The sequence below is a fragment of the Streptomyces thioluteus genome (genome assembly GCF_039535865.1).
In genome coordinates this window covers 14,491-32,776 of record NZ_BAAAXZ010000018.1, presented here as the reverse complement: position 1 = coordinate 32,776, position 18,286 = coordinate 14,491, and the positions used below count along the sequence as shown (strand labels likewise).

General features: G+C 73.7%; 15 protein-coding genes and 2 pseudogenes. 5 read left to right on the top strand and 12 right to left on the bottom strand.

The window, feature by feature from the left end; all coding sequences use genetic code 11:
• The first annotated feature begins 48 nt into the window (after positions 1-48).
• The 3 genes and pseudogenes from ABD794_RS02115 (at position 49) to ABD794_RS02105 (ending at position 2,831) form a co-directional block, all read left to right on the top strand.
• Positions 49-858: an alpha/beta hydrolase gene (locus tag ABD794_RS02115; RefSeq protein WP_344960597.1), complete on the top strand. Its 810-nt coding sequence runs from the start codon at positions 49-51 to the stop codon at positions 856-858.
• Positions 859-985: 127 nt separating this feature from the next.
• Complete coding sequence (locus ABD794_RS02110) at positions 986-1,297, top strand: hypothetical protein (RefSeq protein WP_344960596.1); 312 nt, start codon at positions 986-988, stop codon at positions 1,295-1,297.
• A gap of 9 nt (positions 1,298-1,306) precedes the next feature.
• A pseudogene (locus tag ABD794_RS02105) lies at positions 1,307-2,831 on the top strand (alpha/beta hydrolase).
• A 166-nt stretch (positions 2,832-2,997) separates the two neighbouring features.
• Here ABD794_RS02105 and moeZ read toward each other — a convergent pair.
• The 12 genes and pseudogenes from moeZ to ABD794_RS02045 form a co-directional block, all read right to left on the bottom strand.
• Entirely contained in the window at positions 2,998-4,176 is a 1,179-nt protein-coding gene (moeZ, locus tag ABD794_RS02100; protein WP_344960595.1) for an adenylyltransferase/sulfurtransferase MoeZ, read from the bottom strand.
• Positions 4,177-4,238: 62 nt separating this feature from the next.
• Positions 4,239-4,994 carry a spherulation-specific family 4 protein gene (locus tag ABD794_RS02095; RefSeq protein WP_425585902.1) on the bottom strand — a complete coding sequence of 252 codons (756 nt, stop codon included), beginning with the start codon at positions 4,992-4,994 and terminating at the stop codon, positions 4,239-4,241.
• Positions 4,982-5,896 carry an NAD-dependent epimerase/dehydratase family protein gene (locus tag ABD794_RS02090; protein WP_199892790.1) on the bottom strand — a complete coding sequence of 305 codons (915 nt, stop codon included), beginning with the start codon at positions 5,894-5,896 and terminating at the stop codon, positions 4,982-4,984. Before ABD794_RS02090 ends, ABD794_RS02095 begins: the two co-directional genes overlap by 13 nt.
• 1,116 nt (positions 5,897-7,012) lie before the next feature.
• A complete protein-coding gene (locus ABD794_RS18480) occupies positions 7,013-7,522 on the bottom strand; it encodes a glycosyltransferase (RefSeq protein ID WP_425585903.1) in 510 nt (169 codons plus the stop codon).
• A 238-nt stretch (positions 7,523-7,760) separates the two neighbouring features.
• Positions 7,761-8,540 (bottom strand): annotated as a pseudogene (locus tag ABD794_RS18475) (DUF3492 domain-containing protein); the annotation flags it as partial.
• A gap of 773 nt (positions 8,541-9,313) precedes the next feature.
• Positions 9,314-10,909 carry a dipeptide ABC transporter ATP-binding protein gene (locus tag ABD794_RS02075; RefSeq protein WP_344960593.1) on the bottom strand — a complete coding sequence of 532 codons (1,596 nt, stop codon included), beginning with the start codon at positions 10,907-10,909 and terminating at the stop codon, positions 9,314-9,316.
• Complete coding sequence (locus ABD794_RS02070) at positions 10,906-11,895, bottom strand: ABC transporter permease (protein WP_344960592.1); 990 nt, start codon at positions 11,893-11,895, stop codon at positions 10,906-10,908. Before ABD794_RS02070 ends, ABD794_RS02075 begins: the two co-directional genes overlap by 4 nt.
• Entirely contained in the window at positions 11,892-12,878 is a 987-nt protein-coding gene (locus ABD794_RS02065; RefSeq protein WP_344960591.1) for an ABC transporter permease, read from the bottom strand. The genes ABD794_RS02070 and ABD794_RS02065 overlap by 4 nt, the downstream gene beginning before the upstream one ends.
• A complete protein-coding gene (locus tag ABD794_RS02060; RefSeq protein WP_344960589.1) occupies positions 12,875-14,602 on the bottom strand; it encodes an ABC transporter substrate-binding protein in 1,728 nt (575 codons plus the stop codon). Before ABD794_RS02060 ends, ABD794_RS02065 begins: the two co-directional genes overlap by 4 nt.
• Positions 14,603-14,760: 158 nt before the next feature.
• On the bottom strand, positions 14,761-14,856 hold the full coding sequence (locus tag ABD794_RS02055; RefSeq protein WP_338399801.1) for an Ms4533A family Cys-rich leader peptide: 96 nt from the start codon (positions 14,854-14,856) through the stop codon (positions 14,761-14,763).
• Positions 14,857-14,939: 83 nt separating this feature from the next.
• Positions 14,940-16,022, bottom strand: coding sequence for a DUF3152 domain-containing protein (locus ABD794_RS02050; protein WP_344960588.1), 1,083 nt, complete (start codon positions 16,020-16,022; stop codon positions 14,940-14,942).
• Entirely contained in the window at positions 16,015-17,001 is a 987-nt protein-coding gene (locus ABD794_RS02045) for an alpha/beta fold hydrolase (protein WP_344960587.1), read from the bottom strand. The genes ABD794_RS02050 and ABD794_RS02045 overlap by 8 nt, the downstream gene beginning before the upstream one ends.
• A gap of 159 nt (positions 17,002-17,160) precedes the next feature.
• Between ABD794_RS02045 and ABD794_RS02040 the strand changes: the two genes are divergently transcribed.
• A complete protein-coding gene (locus tag ABD794_RS02040; protein WP_344960585.1) occupies positions 17,161-17,379 on the top strand; it encodes a hypothetical protein in 219 nt (72 codons plus the stop codon).
• A 177-nt stretch (positions 17,380-17,556) separates the two neighbouring features.
• The gene (locus ABD794_RS02035) at positions 17,557-18,192 is read left to right on the top strand and encodes a TetR/AcrR family transcriptional regulator (protein WP_344960584.1); all 636 of its coding nucleotides are present in this window, start codon (positions 17,557-17,559) and stop codon (positions 18,190-18,192) included.
• Positions 18,193-18,286: the final 94 nt, after the last annotated feature.

Below are 18,286 nucleotides of genomic sequence, written 5' to 3'. Positions count from 1 at the left end.
CCTGAGAGGGTCGCGGGACTGTGTACGGCCACTTTGTTCCCCCAGCCTGTGAGGGGTGGGGGGGGGGGGCGGCGCCTCTTCGACGCGTCGTGGACCCCACCGCCGACCCGGTGGAGGGCGCCCCTCGGCCAGGCCCGCGGCTTCGAACTCGCGCTGGGCAACTACCTGACGGCGTGCACCGCGACGCACGACAACTGCCCCACGGAGCAGCAGATCGTCGCCCTGCTGGACCGGCTCGGCAAGAACCCCGTCCCCGGCGGCGAGGGCCGGATGCTGACCCAGTCGCTGGCCACCACGGGCATCGCCCAGTCGCTGTACTCCAAGGACTTCTGGGACTACCTCACCGAAGGCCTGGAGGACGCGGAGAACGGCGACGGCAAGATCCTCATGGCGCTGGGCGACGCGATGAACGGCCGCGGCCAGGACGGGCGTTACAGCACCCTCCAGTCCTCCCTCACCGCCATCAGCTGCGCGGACTTCGCCCAGCGCTACACCGCCGCCGAGATCACGGACAAGGTGCCCGAGTTCCGCAAGGCGTCCCCGGTGTTCGGCGACTTCATGGCGTGGAGCCTCACGCAGTGCACCGGGTGGCCCGTCAAGGGCGCCTGGCAGCGGCCGGACGTCGGCGCCAAGGGGGCGGCGCCCGTCCTCGTCGTCGGCAACACCGGTGATCCGGCAACCCCTTACGAGGGAGCGCGCAGGATGGCGCAGGCGCTGGGCGACGGCGTCGGGATCGAGATGACGTACCGGGGACAGGGCCACGGCGCGTACGACAGCGGAAATCCCTGCGTGAAGAAGGCGGTTGACGCCTATCTGCTGAACGGTACTGTGCCGGGGCGCGGCACGGTGTGCTCATAGCACTCGCAGCACATCACACCGTACGGCGAATTCCGTTCTCTCGAATGTCAGTGGCCCGCACTACGATCGCCCGTACAAGGTCTCGCAAGGTCTCGCAAGGTCTCGCCCGGTAAGGAGGGGGTGTGTCATGCCCGACGAGCCGTCGCCGCCGGAGTCCGGCGGCCCCGCGCGCAACAGGCTCACCGGCGCCCTGGCCGTCACGGCCCTGCTGGCCGCCCTGGTCGCGCTCTGGCAGACGCAGTCGGCCCCGCTGGTCGGCCCGGACGACACGCCCGCGCCGCCCGCCCCCGGACCCCCGCTGACCACACCACCCCCCGTCCGGCACCCGCTCCCCGGGCCCCACGGGATACGTGACCGGCACCACCGACCGGCCGCTGCGGGCGATACCCGCGGGATCGTGACGCCCGGTGTCACGCACGGTGTCCGACCCGGGCCGTAGAGTCGGTGCATGAGTCCACCTCGGCCGAGGGCCCTCACCCTCGCAAGCGCCGCGCTCGCGCTCGTCCTCGCCGCCGCCTGCGGCCCGGGCGGCGGCGGGCGCGACGACGACAGCGGCAAGGACGGGAGCCGCGCCGCCGCCTCCCGCATCGACTGGAAGCCGTGCGCCGCCCCCACCGCCGCCCAGGGCGGCGGCAAGGCGCCCGGCGCGGGCTGGGAGTGCGCGTCCCTGCCCGTCCCGCTGGACTACGCGCAGCCGGACGGAAAGACCATCGACCTCGCGCTGATCCGCGCCCGGGCGACGGACGAGAAGCACCGCATCGGGTCGCTGGTCTTCAACTTCGGCGGCCCGGGCGGCTCCGGCGTGGCGACGCTGCCCTCGTTCGCCAAGAGCTACGCGGATCTGCGCAAGCGCTACGACCTGGTGAGCTTCGACCCGCGCGGCGTCGGCGAGAGCGCCGGCGTGCGCTGCCTGAGCGACAAGGAGCTGGACGCCGCCGACCGCACCGACGCCACCCCGGACGACGAGGCGGAGCTCGCGGCGGCCGTGACGCTCAACCGCCGCTTCGCCCAGGCCTGCGGAAAGAACTCGGGCCCGGCCCTGGCCCACGTCGACACCCTCAGCGCCGCCCGCGACATGGACCGCCTCCGGGCCGCCCTCGGCGACGACAAGCTGCGCTACTTCGGCATCTCCTACGGCACCGAACTCGGGGCGGTCTACGCCCACTTGTTCCCGAAGAACGTCGGCCGGGCCGTCCTGGACGCCGTCGTGGACCCCCGGCAGGACCCGGCGCAGGGCTCCCTGGCCCAGGCCAAGGGCTTCCAACTCGCCCTCGGCGACTTCCTGAAGGACTGCGGCGCCAACTGCCCCTCCCCAGAGCCGGATCACGGCCCTGCTCAAGGACCTCGACGCGAAGCCGCTGCCCACGGGCATCGGCCGCTCCCTGTCCCAGGACCAGGCGGTGAACGGCATCGCCGCCGCGCTCTACTCCAAGGACACCTGGAAGTACCTGTCCGCGGGCCTCCGCGAGGCCACGGACAAGCGCAAGGGCACCATCCTGCTCCTGCTCTCCGACTCCCTCGCGGGCCGCGACCCCGAGGGCCACTACAGCAACCTCCAGGCCGCCAACCGCGCCATCAGCTGCGCCGACGCGGAGCAGCGCTACTCACCGGATGAGGTGAAGGCCCTGCTGCCCGAATTCCGCTCCGCCTCACCGGTGTTCGGGGAGTCGGCGGCCTGGGCCCTGCTCCAGTGCACGGGCTGGCCCGTCAAGGGCAAGTGGAAGACCCCGGAGTCGTCGGTCTCGGCGAAGGGTGCGGCGCCGGTGCTGGTCGTGGGCAACACCGGTGACCCCGCCACCCCTTACGAGGGGGCGCGCAACATGGCCCGGGCCCTGGGCCCGGCAGCCGTCGAGGTGACGTACAAGGGCGAGGGCCACGGGGCGTACAACAGCGGCAACGCGTGCATGAAGGCGCTGGTGGACGGCTATCTGGTGGAGGGGAGGGTGCCGGCGCGCGGGGCGACGTGCTCGTAGCTCTCCCCCACCCCGCCCCTTCCCGAAACCGGTGCTCCGCCCCGGACCCGCGGCAACGCGGCTGCGCCGCGTTCGTCCTCAAGCGCCGGACGGGCTGTTCAGCCCGTCCGGCGCTTGAGGACAGCACCCGGAGGGTGCTGCGGGGGCCAGGGGGCGAAGCCCCCGGCTAATACACCGGCTTGTGCGGCTCCACCTGGTGGACCCAGCCGATCACGCCGCCCTGGACATGGACCGCGTCGGCGAAACCGGCGGACTTGAGGACGGCGAGGACCTCCGCGGAGCGGACCCCCGTCTTGCAGTGCAGGACGATCCTCTTGTCCTGCGGCAGGTCCTGCAGCGCGTTGCCCATCAGGAACTCGTTCTTGGGGATCAGCCGGGCGCCGGGGATGGAGACGATCTCGTACTCGTTGGGCTCTCGGACGTCGATGACGTCGATGTTCTCGCCCTCGTCCAGCCATTCCTTGAGCTGCTTGGGGGTGATCGTCGAACCGAGGGCGGCCTGCTGGGCCTCCTCGGAGACGACGCCGCAGAACGCCTCGTAGTCGATGAGCTCGGTGACCGTCGGGTTCGTGCCGCAGACCGCACAGTCGGGGTCCTTGCGGACCTTGACCTGACGGTAGGTCATCTCCAGGGCGTCGTAGATCATCAGGCGGCCGACCAGCGGATCGCCCACGCCCGCCAGCAGCTTGATCGCCTCGGTGACCTGGATGGAGCCGATCGAGGCGCACAGCACGCCCAGGACGCCGCCCTCGGCGCAGGAGGGGACCATGCCCGGCGGCGGGGGCTCGGGGTAGAGGCAGCGGTAGCAGGGACCGTGCTCGCTCCAGAAGACGGACGCCTGGCCGTCGAAGCGGTAGATCGAGCCCCACACGTAGGGCTTGCCGAGGAGCACGCACGCGTCATTGACGAGGTAACGGGTCGCGAAGTTGTCGGTGCCGTCGACGATCAGGTCGTACTGGGAGAAGATCTCCTTGACGTTCTCCGCCTCCAGGCGCTCCTGGTGGAGGACGACGTTCACGTACGGGTTGATGCCGAGCACGGAGTCGCGCGCGGACTCGGCCTTGGAGCGGCCGATGTCCGACTGGCTGTGGATGATCTGCCGCTGGAGGTTGGACTCGTCCACCTCGTCGAACTCCACGATGCCCAGCGTGCCCACACCGGCCGCGGCGAGGTACATCAGGGCGGGCGAGCCGAGGCCGCCGGCGCCCACGCAGAGCACCTTGGCGTTCTTGAGCCGCTTCTGCCCGTCCATCCCGACGTCCGGGATGATCAGGTGGCGGGAGTACCTGCGAACCTCGTCGACGGTGAGCTCGGCGGCCGGCTCAACCAGGGGTGGCAGCGACACGGGGTCTCCGTAGGTCGGAAGAAGGGGCGGTCTTCAATTCCGTAACACTGCCACGCCGCGGCTCATTCCGAGACACCAGGTCCGATGTTCGAGATGAACTCGTCCCAGTAGCCGGGCATGGACTCCCAGGGGTCCAGGCCGTCGCGATCGGTGCGGTCGGTCATGTAGACCGTGCCGGCGCCCTGCCGCCGGGCGATGCACAGGGCCTCCCTCAGGTGGTCCCGGGGCACGCTGTGCACCAGGTGGCAGAAGCGGCCGGGGGCGTGGTCGGCGGTCCAGTCGGCCGGGCGGGACCAGCGGTAGCGGTTCCACGGCCCGGTGAAGGTCACCAACTGGTCGGCGAGCACGGCGTATCCGGGGACGGGGTGGCTGCCGTGCACGAGGACGAGGTACGCCCGCTCGCACAGGGTGCGCAGCGCGCCGGTCACCCGGCGGACGTCGGCGAGCGCCCCGCTGTCGGCGGGGCAGCGGGCCAGGGCGAAGCCGTCCACCTTGTACCAGTTGAGGAAGCGCTGGGCGTCGGAGAGGAGTTCGCCGAAGGGCCGGGACCCGTAGCCGGCGTCCAGGTGGCCCAGCACCCGGACGCCCACGTTCCGCAAGGGGGCGGCGGCGGCCGCGTAGTACGGATCGGGGCGGCTGCCCGGACCGCCGGACGCGCCCCCGAGCACGGCCCACTCCAGGGGGAGCCCGGCCCGGCAGAGCCGGCCCCACTCCACGGGGGCGACGAGGGGGTGGGCGAAGCCGGGAACGCCCAGCCGCAGCGGGGCCTTCCGGGCCGGGACCGGCCGCCGGTTCCCCGAGGAGATCAGATGCGACACGCGGCCTCCATCCAGATGTCCGCCAGCGACTCCTCCAGCCCGATCCGGGGCCGCCAGCCGAGCCGGTCGCGCGCGGTGCGCACGTCGGCCTGCTGCCAGCCGCCGCAGCCGTCCGGATAGGGGTAGGCGGGGGCGGCGCCCAGGTGCGGGTCGTCCAGCTCGTGCAGCGCGCCCCCGAAGCCGGCGACGCGGGCGAGCAGGGAGGCGGCCTCGCGCAGCCGGACGGCGCGGCCGGTGCCGATGTTGACGGCACCCTGGGCGGCGGACAGGGAGGCGGCGTGCACGGCCCGGGCGATGTCGCGGACGTCCACGAAGTCGCGCTGGACGCCGAGGCCGGTGAGCTTGAGCTCGTTGTCCCCGTTCTGCATGGCGCGCCGCATGGCCTCGGCGAGACGGCCCAGCGGGGAGCCGGCGGGGGTGCCCGGGCCGACGGGCGAGAAGACCCGCAGCACGATGGCGTCGAGCCCGGAGCCCAGCACCAGTTCGGTGGCGGCGAGTTTGCTGACGCCGTACGGGCCGCCGGGGCGCGGCACGGCGTCCTCGGCGGTGGAGGAGCCGGGCTGCGAGGGCCCGTACTCCGAGGAGCACCCCAGCTGCACCAGGCGCGCGCCGCAGCCGCTGCGGCGCAGGGACTCGCAGACGGTGGCGACCGCGACCGTGTTGTGCCGGGCGAGGTCGCGGGCCCCGCCGCGGGTGGCGCCCGCGCAGTTGATGACGACGCCGGGGTGGACGGCGTTCAGGAACCGGGTGAGCGCGCCGGGGCTGCCGGTGGCCAGGTCGAAGCGGACGTCCGCGTCGTCGCCGCGGCCGAGCGCGGTGAGCTGGACGGCGGGGTCGGCGAGCAGCCGGTCGGCCACGAAGCGGCCGAGGTAGCCGTTGGCGCCGAGCAACAGGACCCTCATCGGTCGCGTCCTCGCTCTCGCCGGGTGGTGCCGGTGGGGTGAACGGTCATGGTGCTTGCTCCTCTGGCGGGGTGGTCGGTGCGCCCGTTCCGGCCGGGGCGCCGGGGCGGACGGGCGCGGTCGGGAGGTCCCCCCGGCCGTGGACGGCGGCCCGGGAGAGGACGGTGACGGCGTGGACGAGGAGGGCGAACGCCGGGACGGCGCACGCCACGAGGGGGACGGCGGCCGGGCCGTGGGCACCGGTCAGCCAGGTGACGGGCCGGTCGAGGGCGGAGCATCCGGGAAGCCGGGCGGCGAGCAGCGCGGCCAGCGGCACGGCCTCGGCGGCGCAGGCGGCGAGACCGGCGGCGAGGGCCGGGCGGGTCAGACCGTGCGCGGCGCAGAGCCGGCCCAGGAAGAGCAGGGCTCCCAGGGCGACGGCGGCCAGCGCGGGCGGCGCGGCGGCCTCGGCGGCGGGCAGGGCCGAGCGGGCCAGGGCGACGCAGACGCACAGGACGCCGAGGAGGAGGGCGACCGAGGCCAGCAGCGCGCGCCGGGCGCGGCCGTGGAACTCGGCCAGCGACCGGCTGTCGGCGAGCCTGCGCCGCGCGTACCCGGCGAAGGCGTGCGCGCACCAGGCGGCGGGGGCGACGGCGCAGGCCAGCGCGAGGGCGGTCGGCGCGGCGGCCGCGGCCAGGGCGCGCGGGCCCGGGAGGCGGTGGCCATGGGCCAGCGCGGCCGGCAGCAGGTCGCCGGCCAGCCCGTAGCCGAGCAGCCAGAGCCATACCAGCGCGCCGAGGACGCCGCCGCTCCCGGGCCGGGCCGCGCACGTCCCTCCGCCGGCCGGGGGCCGGGTGGCGGAGGGGGCGGACGGCGGTCCGGTGCGCTCCACCCGGGCGTGCAGTTCCTCCGCGAGGGAGAAGACGTCGCGGTGACCGCAGTCGGCGGCCGTGCGGTCGGTGACGCCGTGCGCCTCCAGGCCGGCGGCGATCTCCAGGGGGTCCACGGCGTCGGCGCAGAGCGCGTGGTGGTCGCGCAGCAGGGCCCGGACCGGGTCGGGGCGGGGACCGGCCGGCACACGGGATATGTCGGCGGGGTCCGGGGGGGCGGGGGCCGGCGCCGGCCGGGTCGTCGACATCATCGGCGGCCCGCCCAGGACGGCGACGTGGACCGCGGGGACGCGTCGAGGGGGCCGCGGGAGCGGACGGACCCGGCCGGGGACGGCGCGAGGTCGTGCCGCACCGGGGCGCGGGAGAGGAGTTCGAGGTAGATGGCGCCGAAGGAGGCGATGTTCTGCTCCACCGTGAAGAGTTCGAGGGCACGGGCACGGGCGGCGGCGCCGAGCCGCCGTCCGTGCCCCGGGTCGCGCAGCAGCGTGAGGCAGGCCTCGGCGAGGGCGTGCGGGTCGCGCGGAGGCACCACCAGGCCGGTGCCGCCGAGGACTTCGCGGACCGCGGCGGTGTCGGGGGCGACCGCGGCGCGGCCGCAGAACATGGCCTCGGCCAGCGGGACGGGGAAGCCGTCGCCGGGGGCGCAGACGACGACGGCGTCCGCGGCGGCGTAGTCGTCGGGGCCGCAGGCGGCGACGCGGGCGACGCCCTCGGGCAGCGGGGCGTCCGGGGCGGTGCCGGTGACGGCCAGCCGCACCCGGGGCTCGGCCGTCCGCAGCACGGTGAACGCCTCCCAGAGCCAGGGTTCGGGGGGGGCCGCCGGCGAGCAGGAGGACCGGTCCGTTGCGCTCTGCCGCGCCGTCGGCGGGGCAGGCCTCGCCCACCGCCTCGTACAGTCCGGCGTCGACGCCCGGGGGGACGGTGCGCAGCCGGGCGCGGTCGGCGCCGCAGCGCTCCTGCCAGCGCCGCACCTGGGCGTCGCCGGGGGTGATCAGGGCGGCCCGGGCGTAGATCTCGCCGGCCAGCAGGCGGTGGAAGGCGGAGAGCAGGGTACGGACGGACAGCGACAGGCCGACCGGCCCGGCCAGGTAGTGCTCGCGCAGGCGGACGCCGTACTCGGTGACGAGCAACGGGGTACCGAAGAAGCGGTGGGCCAGCAGCCCCGGGAGGGCGGCCGGCCCGGCGGAGGCGGCATGGCACAGGTCCACTCCCGCGAGCCCCAGATCACCGTCCGGTGCTCCGTACCAGTCGAGGGAGAGCGGGCGCAGGGCACGCTCCAGCAGCCCGGAGACGACGAGCAGGTCGGCGACGCGGGCGCCGTACGCACCGGGGTGGGCGCCGGGCGCGCGGCAGGCCGCCTCCAGGGCGCGCAGGGCGGTCTCGGAGCGGAGCGCGGAGGCGAGGCCGCCCTCGTCGCGGGCGAGGTCGGCGAGGCCGTAGAGGCCCTCGGCGAAACGGTACGCCTGATCACCCGGGGTGGTGAGGGCGGATGCCAGGTCGCCGAAGTGGCCGGTGAAGCGCTGGCGTTCGCGGCGGCCGTGGGCGCCGCGGGCTCTCTCCGGCGCGCATCCGGCGGGGCCGCCCCACAGTGGAGCGGCCCTGATCCGGCGGACGTTGCCGGGCAGGGCGTACCAACCACCCTCCTCCTGGCGGGCGCTGCGGCTCAGCGCGTAGACCTCGAACTCGTGCCGGGCCAGGCCGCGCACCAGCCGGTCGCACCACTCGCCGCCCTCCCCCGCGGCGTACGGGTACCCACCCTCGGTCAGCAGTCCCACGCGCACGAGCGCACCCCCGATCTCCTCCGTCGTACGGCAGCCGGGAGCACGCTATGGGGGCCCGCAGGTGGCGCGGCGGACGGTTGTCCGTCGCACCACCGGAAGGGGTGAACGGGCGTGACTTTGGGGTTTGGGGGCGCGTTATGGGGGCCGCGCGGCGGGGGCCCCTTCCGGGGCGGGGTTCTGGGCTTGGGGCGGCTCGGCTTTGGGCCCGGGTACGGGTACGCCCCCGGGCTCGGGTACGGGTGCGGGCTCGGCCCCGGGCTCGGGTACGGGTGCGGGTGCGGACTCTGGTGCGCGCTTCGCGCGGGTTTTGCCCCTGGCCCGCCCTTTCACCGTTTCTTCCGGGGCTGCGCCCCTCGACCCCGCACCGCGCTCCGCGCGATGGTCGGGGGCTGCGCCCCTCGACCCGCGACGCGGCTGCGCCGCGCTTGCCGGGGCTGCGCTCCCTGGCCCCCGTTCGGGGCTCCGCCCCGGACCCCGCAACCGCGCTCCGCACGGTTGTCCTCAAGCGCCGGACGGGCTGAAATGGCGCACCCACGCCTGAAATCCAGCGCGGGCGCACCATGCAGCCCGTCCGGCGTTTGAGGACAGCGCCCGCAGGGCGCTTCGGGGGCCAGGGGCGCAGCCCCGGTCAGGGGGCCAGGGGGCGGAGCCCCCGGTGGGGCGCAGGGGCGAAGCCCCGCTCCACCCGCGCGGAGCGCGGCGGGGCGGGCGGGGGCGCAGCCCCCGTGGAAACGGTTAAAGGGCGGGGCGGGGAGCAAACCCCCCGGTCACACCACCCGCGGGACCGCCTCCAACAACCCCCGCGTATACGGATGCTCCGGCCGCTCATACACCGCATCCGCCACCCCCTCCTCCACCACACACCCACCCCGCATCACAACCACCCGATCACTCACCTGCCGCACCACCGCCAAGTCATGCGCGATGAACACCAGCCCCAGCCCCAACTCCCTCTGCAACTCCCCCAGCAGGGAGACGACCTGTGCCTGCGTCGTCACGTCCAGCGCCGACACCGGCTCGTCGCAGACGACGACCTTGGGCGACGGGGCCAGCGCCCGCGCGATCCCGACGCGCTGCCGCTGCCCGCCGCTGAACTCGTGCGGATAGCGGTGGTACGCGTCGGGATCGAGCCCGACCCGGTCCAGCAGATCGCGCACCCGTGCGACGATCTCCTTCTCGCCCAGCCGCCCGGCGACCCGCAGCGGATCGGCGATCGATTCCCCGACGGAACGCCGCGGGTTGAGCGAGGAGACCGGGTCCTGGAAGACCATCTGGAGCTCGCTGCGGAAGGACCGCAGTTCCCGCTCCCCGAGGGCCCCGATGTCCCGCCCCTCGTAGCGCAGTTCGCCCGCCGTCGGCTGCAGCAGCCGCACGAGCATCCGTCCCAGCGTCGTCTTCCCGCTGCCGGACTCGCCGACGACGCCGACCGTCTCCCCGGCCCGCAGGGTCAGCGAGATCCCGTCCACGGCGGTGACGGAGCGACGGCCCCGGCCGAACTCCTGTCGCAGACCGGTCGCTTCGAGCAGCACCGGGCCACCGGAGGCGGCGACCGGCGCACGCCGCACCTCCACGCGCGGCACGGCGGCCAGCAGGTCGCGCGTATACGGCTCGCGCGGCGCGCGAAGCACCTCGCGCACCGGCCCGTGCTCGACCGCGCGCCCGCCCCGCATCACCAGCAGCTCGTCGACGTTGCCGGCGGCGACCCCCAGGTCGTGGGTGACGAGGACGAGGCCCATGCCCGTCTCCTCGCGCAACTCCCGCAGCAGGCCCAGGATCTGCGCCTGCACGGTGACGTCCAGCGCCGTCGTCGGCTCGTCCGCGACGAGCAGCCGCGGCTCGCAGGCCACGGCCATGGCGATCAGGGCCCGCTGCCGCTGGCCGCCGCTGAACTCGTGCGGACGCGAACGCGAACGCCGCGCGGCGTCGGGGATGCCGACCCGGTCGAGCACCTCGACGGCCCGCCGACGGGCGGCGCGCCGCGAGACGCCCCGGTGGTGGATCCGGTGGACCTCGGCGATCTGGTCGCCGACGGCCTGGTAGGGGTCGAGCGAGGAGAGCGGGTCCTGGAAGACCATGGCGGCCACGCCGCCTCGTACGCGACGGAGCTCCGCCTCGCCCGCCGCCGTGACGTCGTGCCCGGCGACCCGCACGGTCCCGGTGACGTCCGCGCCCGTGCCGCGGTGCAGCCCGAGCAGCGCGTAGGCGGCGGTGCTCTTGCCGGAGCCGGATTCGCCGACGATGCCGAGCGCGCCGCCGGGGGCGAGCGAGAAGGAGAGGTTCTCCACGGCCCGTACCGGCGGCCCACCGGCCGACGGGAAGGAGACCGACAGGCCCTCCACCGATACCAGGGACTTCACGGTCATCGCAGGGCCACCCTCCGGTCGGCGACGGCGTACAGCACGTCCGCCACGATGTTGGCGATCGCCACGGCGGCACCGGTGACCATCACCAGTCCCACGACGACCGGCAGGTCGATGGTCTGCGTGGCGTGCACGAGCAGCTGCCCCACACCCGGCAGACCGAACATGGCCTCCGCCAGCATCGCGTTGCCGAACATCGACCCGAAGTCGGCGGCCGTCAGGGCGATGACGGGCGCCAGGGCCCCGCGCAGCGCGTGCCGCCCGACGATCGCCCGCTCGCTCGCCCCGTAGGCGCGGAAGGTGCGGACGTGGTCCTCGGCCAGCGTCTCCAGCAGCGAACTGCGCGTCAGCCGCGCGTACTTCGCGGACTCCAGCAGCGCCAGCGCGAGGCAGGGCAGGAGCAGGTTCCAGGCCCACTGCTCGGGGTCGTCCGTGAGCGGCACGTACGTCGGGAACGGCAGCCACTCCAGATAGGCGCAGAACAGCATCAACAGCCCGATGCCGCTGATGAAGACGGGCGTCGCGGTGCCGGCCAGGGTGATCCAGGTGAGCACCCGCTCGGTGACGCCGCCGCGCCGCAGGACGGACAGCAGTCCGCTGCCGATGCCGATGACCAGCCACAGGACCATGGCGCCGGCCGCGAGGGACGCGGTGGCGGGCAGCCGCTGGACGATCAGGTCGGTGACGGGCTGGTCGCTCTGGAAGGACAGTCCGAGGCAGGGCGCGTCGCAGTGCCGGACGCCGGTGCCGGTGGAGTAGTCGTGCCCGGTGACGATGCCCGTGAGGAAGTGCCAGTACTGCGCGTACACCGGCTGGTCGAGGCCCAGTTGGGACCGGACCTGGCGGATCTGCTCGGGGTCGCACTTGGGCCCGCAGGCCAGCCGGGCCGGGTCGCCGGGGGCGAGGTAGAAGGTCGCGTAGACGACGACGGACAGCACGAGGAGGACGGCGAGCACGCCGAGCAGACGACGCACCACGTATGCGGTCACGACGAGCCCCCCTTGCGCTGACGCCCCACGCGCAGCCGTGACGCCTCGCGCGGGTCGAGCGCGGCGCGCACGGTGTCCCCCAGCACGGTGAAGGCGAAGGTGGTGACGAAGAGCATCAGGGCCGGCAGGACCACGTAGAGCGGGTCCGCGCGGAACCAGGTCGTGGCCGAGGACAGCATCTGGCCCCAGGAAGGGGTCGGCGGCTTGATGCCGACGCCGAGGAAGGACATGGCCGCCTCGTTGAGCATGTTCTGCGGCAGCATCACCGCCGCGTAGGTGATCACCGGCGCGGCGAGCCCGGGCAGCAGTTCGCGCCGGGCGATCCGCCAGGTGGAGGCTCCGGAGAGGCGCGCGGCCGAGACGTAGTCGAGGTTGAGCAGGCCGAGCGCCTGGGCGCGGACGAGGCGGGCCATCGCGCCCCAGGCGATCAGCCCGATGACGACGACGAGCAGCAGCGGCCGCGGGAAGCCCTCGGGGACGACGGCGGTCACGGCGATGGCGAACACCAGCAGCGGCATGGCCACCATCACGTCGGTGAGGTGGCCGAGCACGCTGTCGGCGATCCGGTTGCCGAGCGCGGCGGCCAGTCCCACGGCGACGCCGATGAGGACCTGGAGGACCGTGGCACCGACGGCGACGGCCAGCGAGACGCGGGCGCCGTAGAGAAGTCGTACGAACAGATCGCGCCCGGTGCCCGGTTCGACGCCGAGCCAGTGCTCGGCGCTGATCCCGCCGAACGACCCGACGGGCACGCCGCCGCGCGCGGAGTCGACGAGGGCGTCGTGGTACGTGGTGGGGTCCTGGCCCTCCAGCGCCGCGAACAGCGGCGCGGCGAGGGCGAGGACGACGAGCAGGCCGAGGACGACGGCGGCCGCGAGCGCCGCTTTGCGGGCGCGCAGCCGCCGCCAGACCTGGCGGGTGCCGGAGGCGGGGGCCGCGGCCACCGCCTCCGGACCGGTCGGAACGGTGAGGAGCTCGGTCACTTGACCGCGACCTGCGAGACGTCGAGGACACCGGTCCAGTCGCTGATGACGACGTTCTTGACGTCCTTGCCGTAGAGGCGCTTGTAGACCGGGTGGAACAGCGGGACGGTCAGGGCCTGTTCGCCGATCTTCGCGTCCAGGGCGCCCCAGCGCTTGGCGGCGGCGTCATGGTCGGTGATTTTGTTGATGGCGTCGATCTCGTCGTTGACCTTGGCGTCGTCCAGCCGGCCGGCGTTGAAGTTGTAGCCGTCCTTGACGATCTGGCGCCCGTCGAAGATCGGGGCCAGGAACGGGCCGCCGGACGGCCAGTCCGCACCCCAGTGGGCGAGGAAGAGGCCGGGCTGGTCCTTGACGCTGTGGACCTTGTCCTCGTAGGCGTTGTCCTCCAGGCCCTCCAGCTTGACCTTGAACCCGGCCTTGTTCAGGGCCTCCTGGACGGCGGTGGCGACGTCCGGGCCCGTCTCGAAGTTCGCGGCGGTGGAGTGGGTGAGGGTGATCTCCAGCCCGTCCGGGTGGCCGGCCTCCTTCAGCAGCGCCCTGGCCTTGTCCGCGTCGCCGGTCTTCCCCGCCGGGAAGTGGTCGTACGGGGTGTGGCCGAGCGGCTTCTGGTTCGGGAGGAAGGTCGTGGCCGGCTCGGCGAGCGAGGAGCCGCCGGCGGCGTTGACGACGCTGGTGCGGTTGATGGCGTAGGCGACGGCCCGGCGCACCTTCGGGTCGTCGAAGGGCTTCGACTCGGGGTTGAACGCCAGGTAATTGGTGTAAGCGAAGTGGCCGGTGCCGACCCGCGAGGCGAGCTTCTTGTCGTTGGTGACCTGGGCGAGTTCGGCCGGGCCGAGGTTGGTGTCGGTGGTCACCGCGGCGGCGTCGGCGCCGGAGCCGGTGGACAGCCGCTGGTTGATGACGGCCGAGGAGAGGCCGGAGCGGACGTCGATGGTGTCGGGGTAGGCGTGCCGCTCCTTGTCGGTCGCCTCCGACCAGTTGGGGTTGCGCTCCAGCAGCAGGTGCTCGCCGTCACCGGTGTTCTTGACGACCTTGTACGGGCCGGAGGACACGGGGTGTTCGGCGTACTTGGTGCCGGTGTCCTTCGCCTTGGGGACGGGCGCGAACTGGGTGGAGGTGGCCAGATAGGGGAAGTCGCCCTCGGACTTGCGGAGATGGAAGACGATGGTCTTCGCGTCCGGGGTCTCGATCGAGTCGAGCCCCTTCTTCTCCTTGTACGGGCCCTGGTAGCTCTCGCCGCCGATCAGCCAGTCGCGCAAGTAGGGCCCGCCGCCGGAGAGTTCGGCGGCGAAGGAGCGCTCGATGCCGTACTTGATGTCGGCACTGGTGATGGGCGAGCCGTCCTCGTACTTCAGGCCGTCCTTGAGCCGGTACGTCCACACCTTGGCGTCGTCACTGGGCTTGCCGGTGTCGGTGGCGAGGTCGGGGACGACCTTGGTGCCCTCGGCGCCGTCGGCGCGGTGGCGGGTGGTCAGCGTGCGGAAGACCAGCGAGGGGACGTTGCCGCCGCCGGAGGTGTAGAGCCGGGCGGGGTCGAACTGCTTCTGCGGCGCTCTGTTGAGGACGGTCAGCGTGCCGCCCTTCTTCGGCGCGCCGCCGGCCCCGTCGGCGCTCCCGGCGTCGCCGCCGCTGTCCTTGGGGCCGCAGGCCGCCGCTCCGGTGACGACGGCGACGACGAGGGCGGCCGCGGCGACGCGGCGGCGATGGGCGGACGAATGACGCATGGCGGGACATGCCTTTCGCGGGAGGCGGGGAGGAAGGGGGTCCAGGACAGGACGCACCCGCGGAAGGCGGTGGAAAAGGCGCGGCGCGCGGACCGCCCCCGGCGGACGCGGCGCACTGGTGCGGCGCGCGAGGAAAGCGCGGGGGGGAAAGGGGCGGTCTAGCGACAGTGGATGTCGGCGACGGCGTGCGCGGCCACACCGATCAGCGCCAGCTCGAAGCCGGCGTGCTCGTAGGTGTGGTGGTGGCGCGACATGCACAGCAGCCTGAACGAATTTTCGGCCACTGACAAAGGTGTCCCGAAATGAGAGACGAAATGTCTCACACTTCGGGAAATGATCAACGTCCAGGGTAGGGCCAGGGGTTGGCCTTGCAGGTCGTCCCGTCCTCCGCCCTGAGGAACTTGGTCTGCTGCATCATCACGGGCGCCAGCGCCCCGGACTTGGTGCAGGTCTCGTGGTTGTGCCCCAGGCGGTGGCCGACCTCGTGGTTGATGAGCATCTGCCGGTACTCGTGCATCCGGTCGCCGTAGGTCTCGGCCCCCTGCGCCCACCGGTAGGCGTTGATCATGACGCGGTCGGTGGCGGCCGAGTCGCAGGAGACGTTGTCCACGGTGGTGTCCAGATCCGACTTGGCGCACCAGCGCGCCGTCGTCGCCGGGCTGGCGAGGGTCACCACGAAGTCGGCGGGCCCGGAGGAGACGCGCTCGAAGGTGCGGGCGCCCCCGTGACCCCAGCTGCGGTCGTCGTTCAGGGTCCGGTGGACGGCGGTGGCGAAGAGCGCGCCGTCGAGCGGCAGCCCCTTCTCCACGTCAACGCGGAAGCGGAGGATCTCACCCTTTCCGGGGGCCTTGTCGTGCCCCGGGACGGCCGCGAACTCCCCCGACCCCTTCGCCCCCTTGTCCAGGGGGTACTTGCTCGCCATCTTCCGGTCGTACGTGGCCGGTGCCACGGCACCGCCGTTGGGCGTCGGCCGGCTGTCCGACCGGGAGGCGGCGTCCGCGCCGTGCCGCCGGTCCGCGTCCTGGGTACGGGCCTGCGCCTTGCTCTCCGTACCGTCCTCGACCTGGCCGGCCACGACCACGGCCAGCACGGCGGTCACCACCGCGGCGGCCACCCCGGTGACCGTCCGCACCGCGCCCCCGCCGGCCCGGTGCGCCCCGCCCGACGAGCCGCCGCGCCCGCCGCCGGACCGCCGGGCGACCTCGGCCCGGGCCGGGGCCGCCGGGGGGTCGGCGGGCGGCGGCCCCGCCTGCCGCCCGATGACGCCCCAGCCGATGGCGGGACCCCGGACCGCGGACCGGCCCACCGGCTCCCAGGGCTCGGTCCGGAGGGAACCCCGCGCCGCGGGACCGGGGACGACCGGGATCTCCCCGGTGGCCTCCCGTTCCGCCTGGGGGGCACGTGCGCTGTGTTTACCCACGGGGCGTGGCGCTCCGTTCCGACGTCGTGACGGTGTCCGCGAGGAGTTCGCGGACGGCACGGGCCACCGCGTCCGGGTCCTCCATCATCGCGACGTGACCCGACCCCAGCAGGGTCAGCAGCCGCGCGTCGCGGAACGCCCTGCCCGCCCGGCGGGCCATGCGGTACGAGACGAGGCGGTCGCGCGTTCCGTACACCAGCAGAGTAGGGGCAAGGACGCGCTCGGCCTGCCGCCACAGCGAATGCTGCCCGCCCAGGGTGTACGCGTCCACCACCCCGCGGGCCGAACGTGCCATCACATCCCAGAAATAAGGGAGCTCCAGCCTTCGCTCGTACTCCTCGACCGCCCGCGCGAACCCTTCCGGTGTCACTCGTTGGGGGTCCCCGTAGCAGAGGGCGAGCAGTTCACGCGTGCGCTGCTCCGGCGTCCACTCCCGGGTCAGCCAGGCGAAGAGCGGGACCATCCCGGGGACGGCCATCAGCGCGGTGGGCCACGCCGTGCGCTGCGGCCGCAGCTCGGGCAGGGCGGGCGAGACGAGGGTGAGGGTGCGCACCAGGTCCGGACGGACGGCCGCGACGCGGGTGGCGATGGCCCCGCCCATCGAGTTGCCGAAGAGGTGCACCGGTCCCCGGCCGCCCGCGTCGAGGTGGCGGATGACCACCCGCGCGTAGGCGGTGATGGAGTGGTCGCCGTCGTCCGGCGGAGGCGCGTCGCCGAAGCCGGGCAGGTCGACGGCCTCGCAGTCCAGGTCGTCCGCGAGCAGCTCCATCAGCGGCGACCAGTTCTGCGACGAGCCGCCGAGGCCGTGGACGAAGAGCGCGGGCTCGGCCCCCGGACCGGCCGGCGGCCGGTACCGCACGGTGAGCGTCGCCCCCGCCAGCGGCACCGTGCGCAGCCGCTCCCCCTCGCAGACCTGCGCGGACGACACGGGCGGCACCACGGGCACGGCGTGGGCGGCCGGCGACTCGGTCTCGGACATGCGGGCAATGTTACGAGACGATCACGCCGGAAACCCCTGTGGTGGCCGTCACAGATCGCCTGGCGGTACGGGGCCGCGTCTCCTAGGCTCGTAGGCAGGAACACGAGGGCGCTCATCCTGGATGCCACGGAGATGCAAGGGATGACGAAAGGGACTCGCATGCCTGTCGATCCGACCGACCCGGAGACCTTCGAGGAAGACGAGGACGGCACGGTCCAGCTCGACGTCGAGGCCCCCGAGGCGGACGCGGCCGAACAGCACGCCGACCTGGCCCCCCACCGCGACGAGGACCTGGCCGCCGACGACTCGGAGGCGAACGAGGCGGACCGCGCCGAGCAGGCCCGGGTCGTGGAGCTGGACGAGGACGACTACCGATGACGGACGGCCCCGGCGGCAGCGGACGCGCCGGGTCTGTGGGAATTGTCTGATTTTTGTGGGCTTCCCACAGCGTCCACCGCGTGAAATTCTCCGCTCCGGCCACGCACGGCCCGGTTACCCAAAAGTACGATGGCGGACGCGGTGCACACCGTGCAGGAACACAACATGGGAGGCGGCGTGACAGCCATCGAGCAGACCGAGGCGCGCCCGCGGGGCACGCGCCTGCCGCGCCGAGCCCGACGCAATCAGCTCCTGGGCGCCGCCCAGGAGGTCTTCGTCGCGCAGGGGTACCACGCGGCGGCCATGGACGACATCGCCGAGCGCGCCGGCGTCAGCAAGCCGGTGCTCTACCAGCACTTCCCCGGCAAGCTCGACCTCTACCTGGCCCTGCTGGAGCAGCACTGCGACAACCTGCTCCAGGCGGTGCGCACGGCGCTGGCGTCCACGTCGGACAACAAGCTGCGCGTGGCCGCCACGATGGACGCCTACTTCGCCTACGTCGAGGACGAGGGCGGCGCCTTCCGCCTGGTCTTCGAGTCCGACCTGACCAACGAGCCCGCGGTGCGCGAGCGCGTCGACCGGGTCTCGCTGGCCTGCGCCGAGGCGATCAGCGAGGTCATCGCCGAGGACACCGGCCTGGCCAAGGAGGAGGCCATGCTGCTGGCCGTCGGGCTGGGCGGCGTCTCCCAGGTCGTCGCCCGCTACTGGCTCTCCAGTGGCAGCACCGTCCCGCGCGGCACGGCCGTCCAGCTGCTGACCTCGCTGGCGTGGCGGGGCATCGCGGGCTTCCCGAAGAACGGCGCCGAGCACTGACCGCGGCCCCGGCCTGTTCGCTGCGAGCGTGTACGGCCGGGGCCCGGCGGGCCGGGGCAGCGGGCTAATGTGTGGACGTACCGCGCGGCCCGTC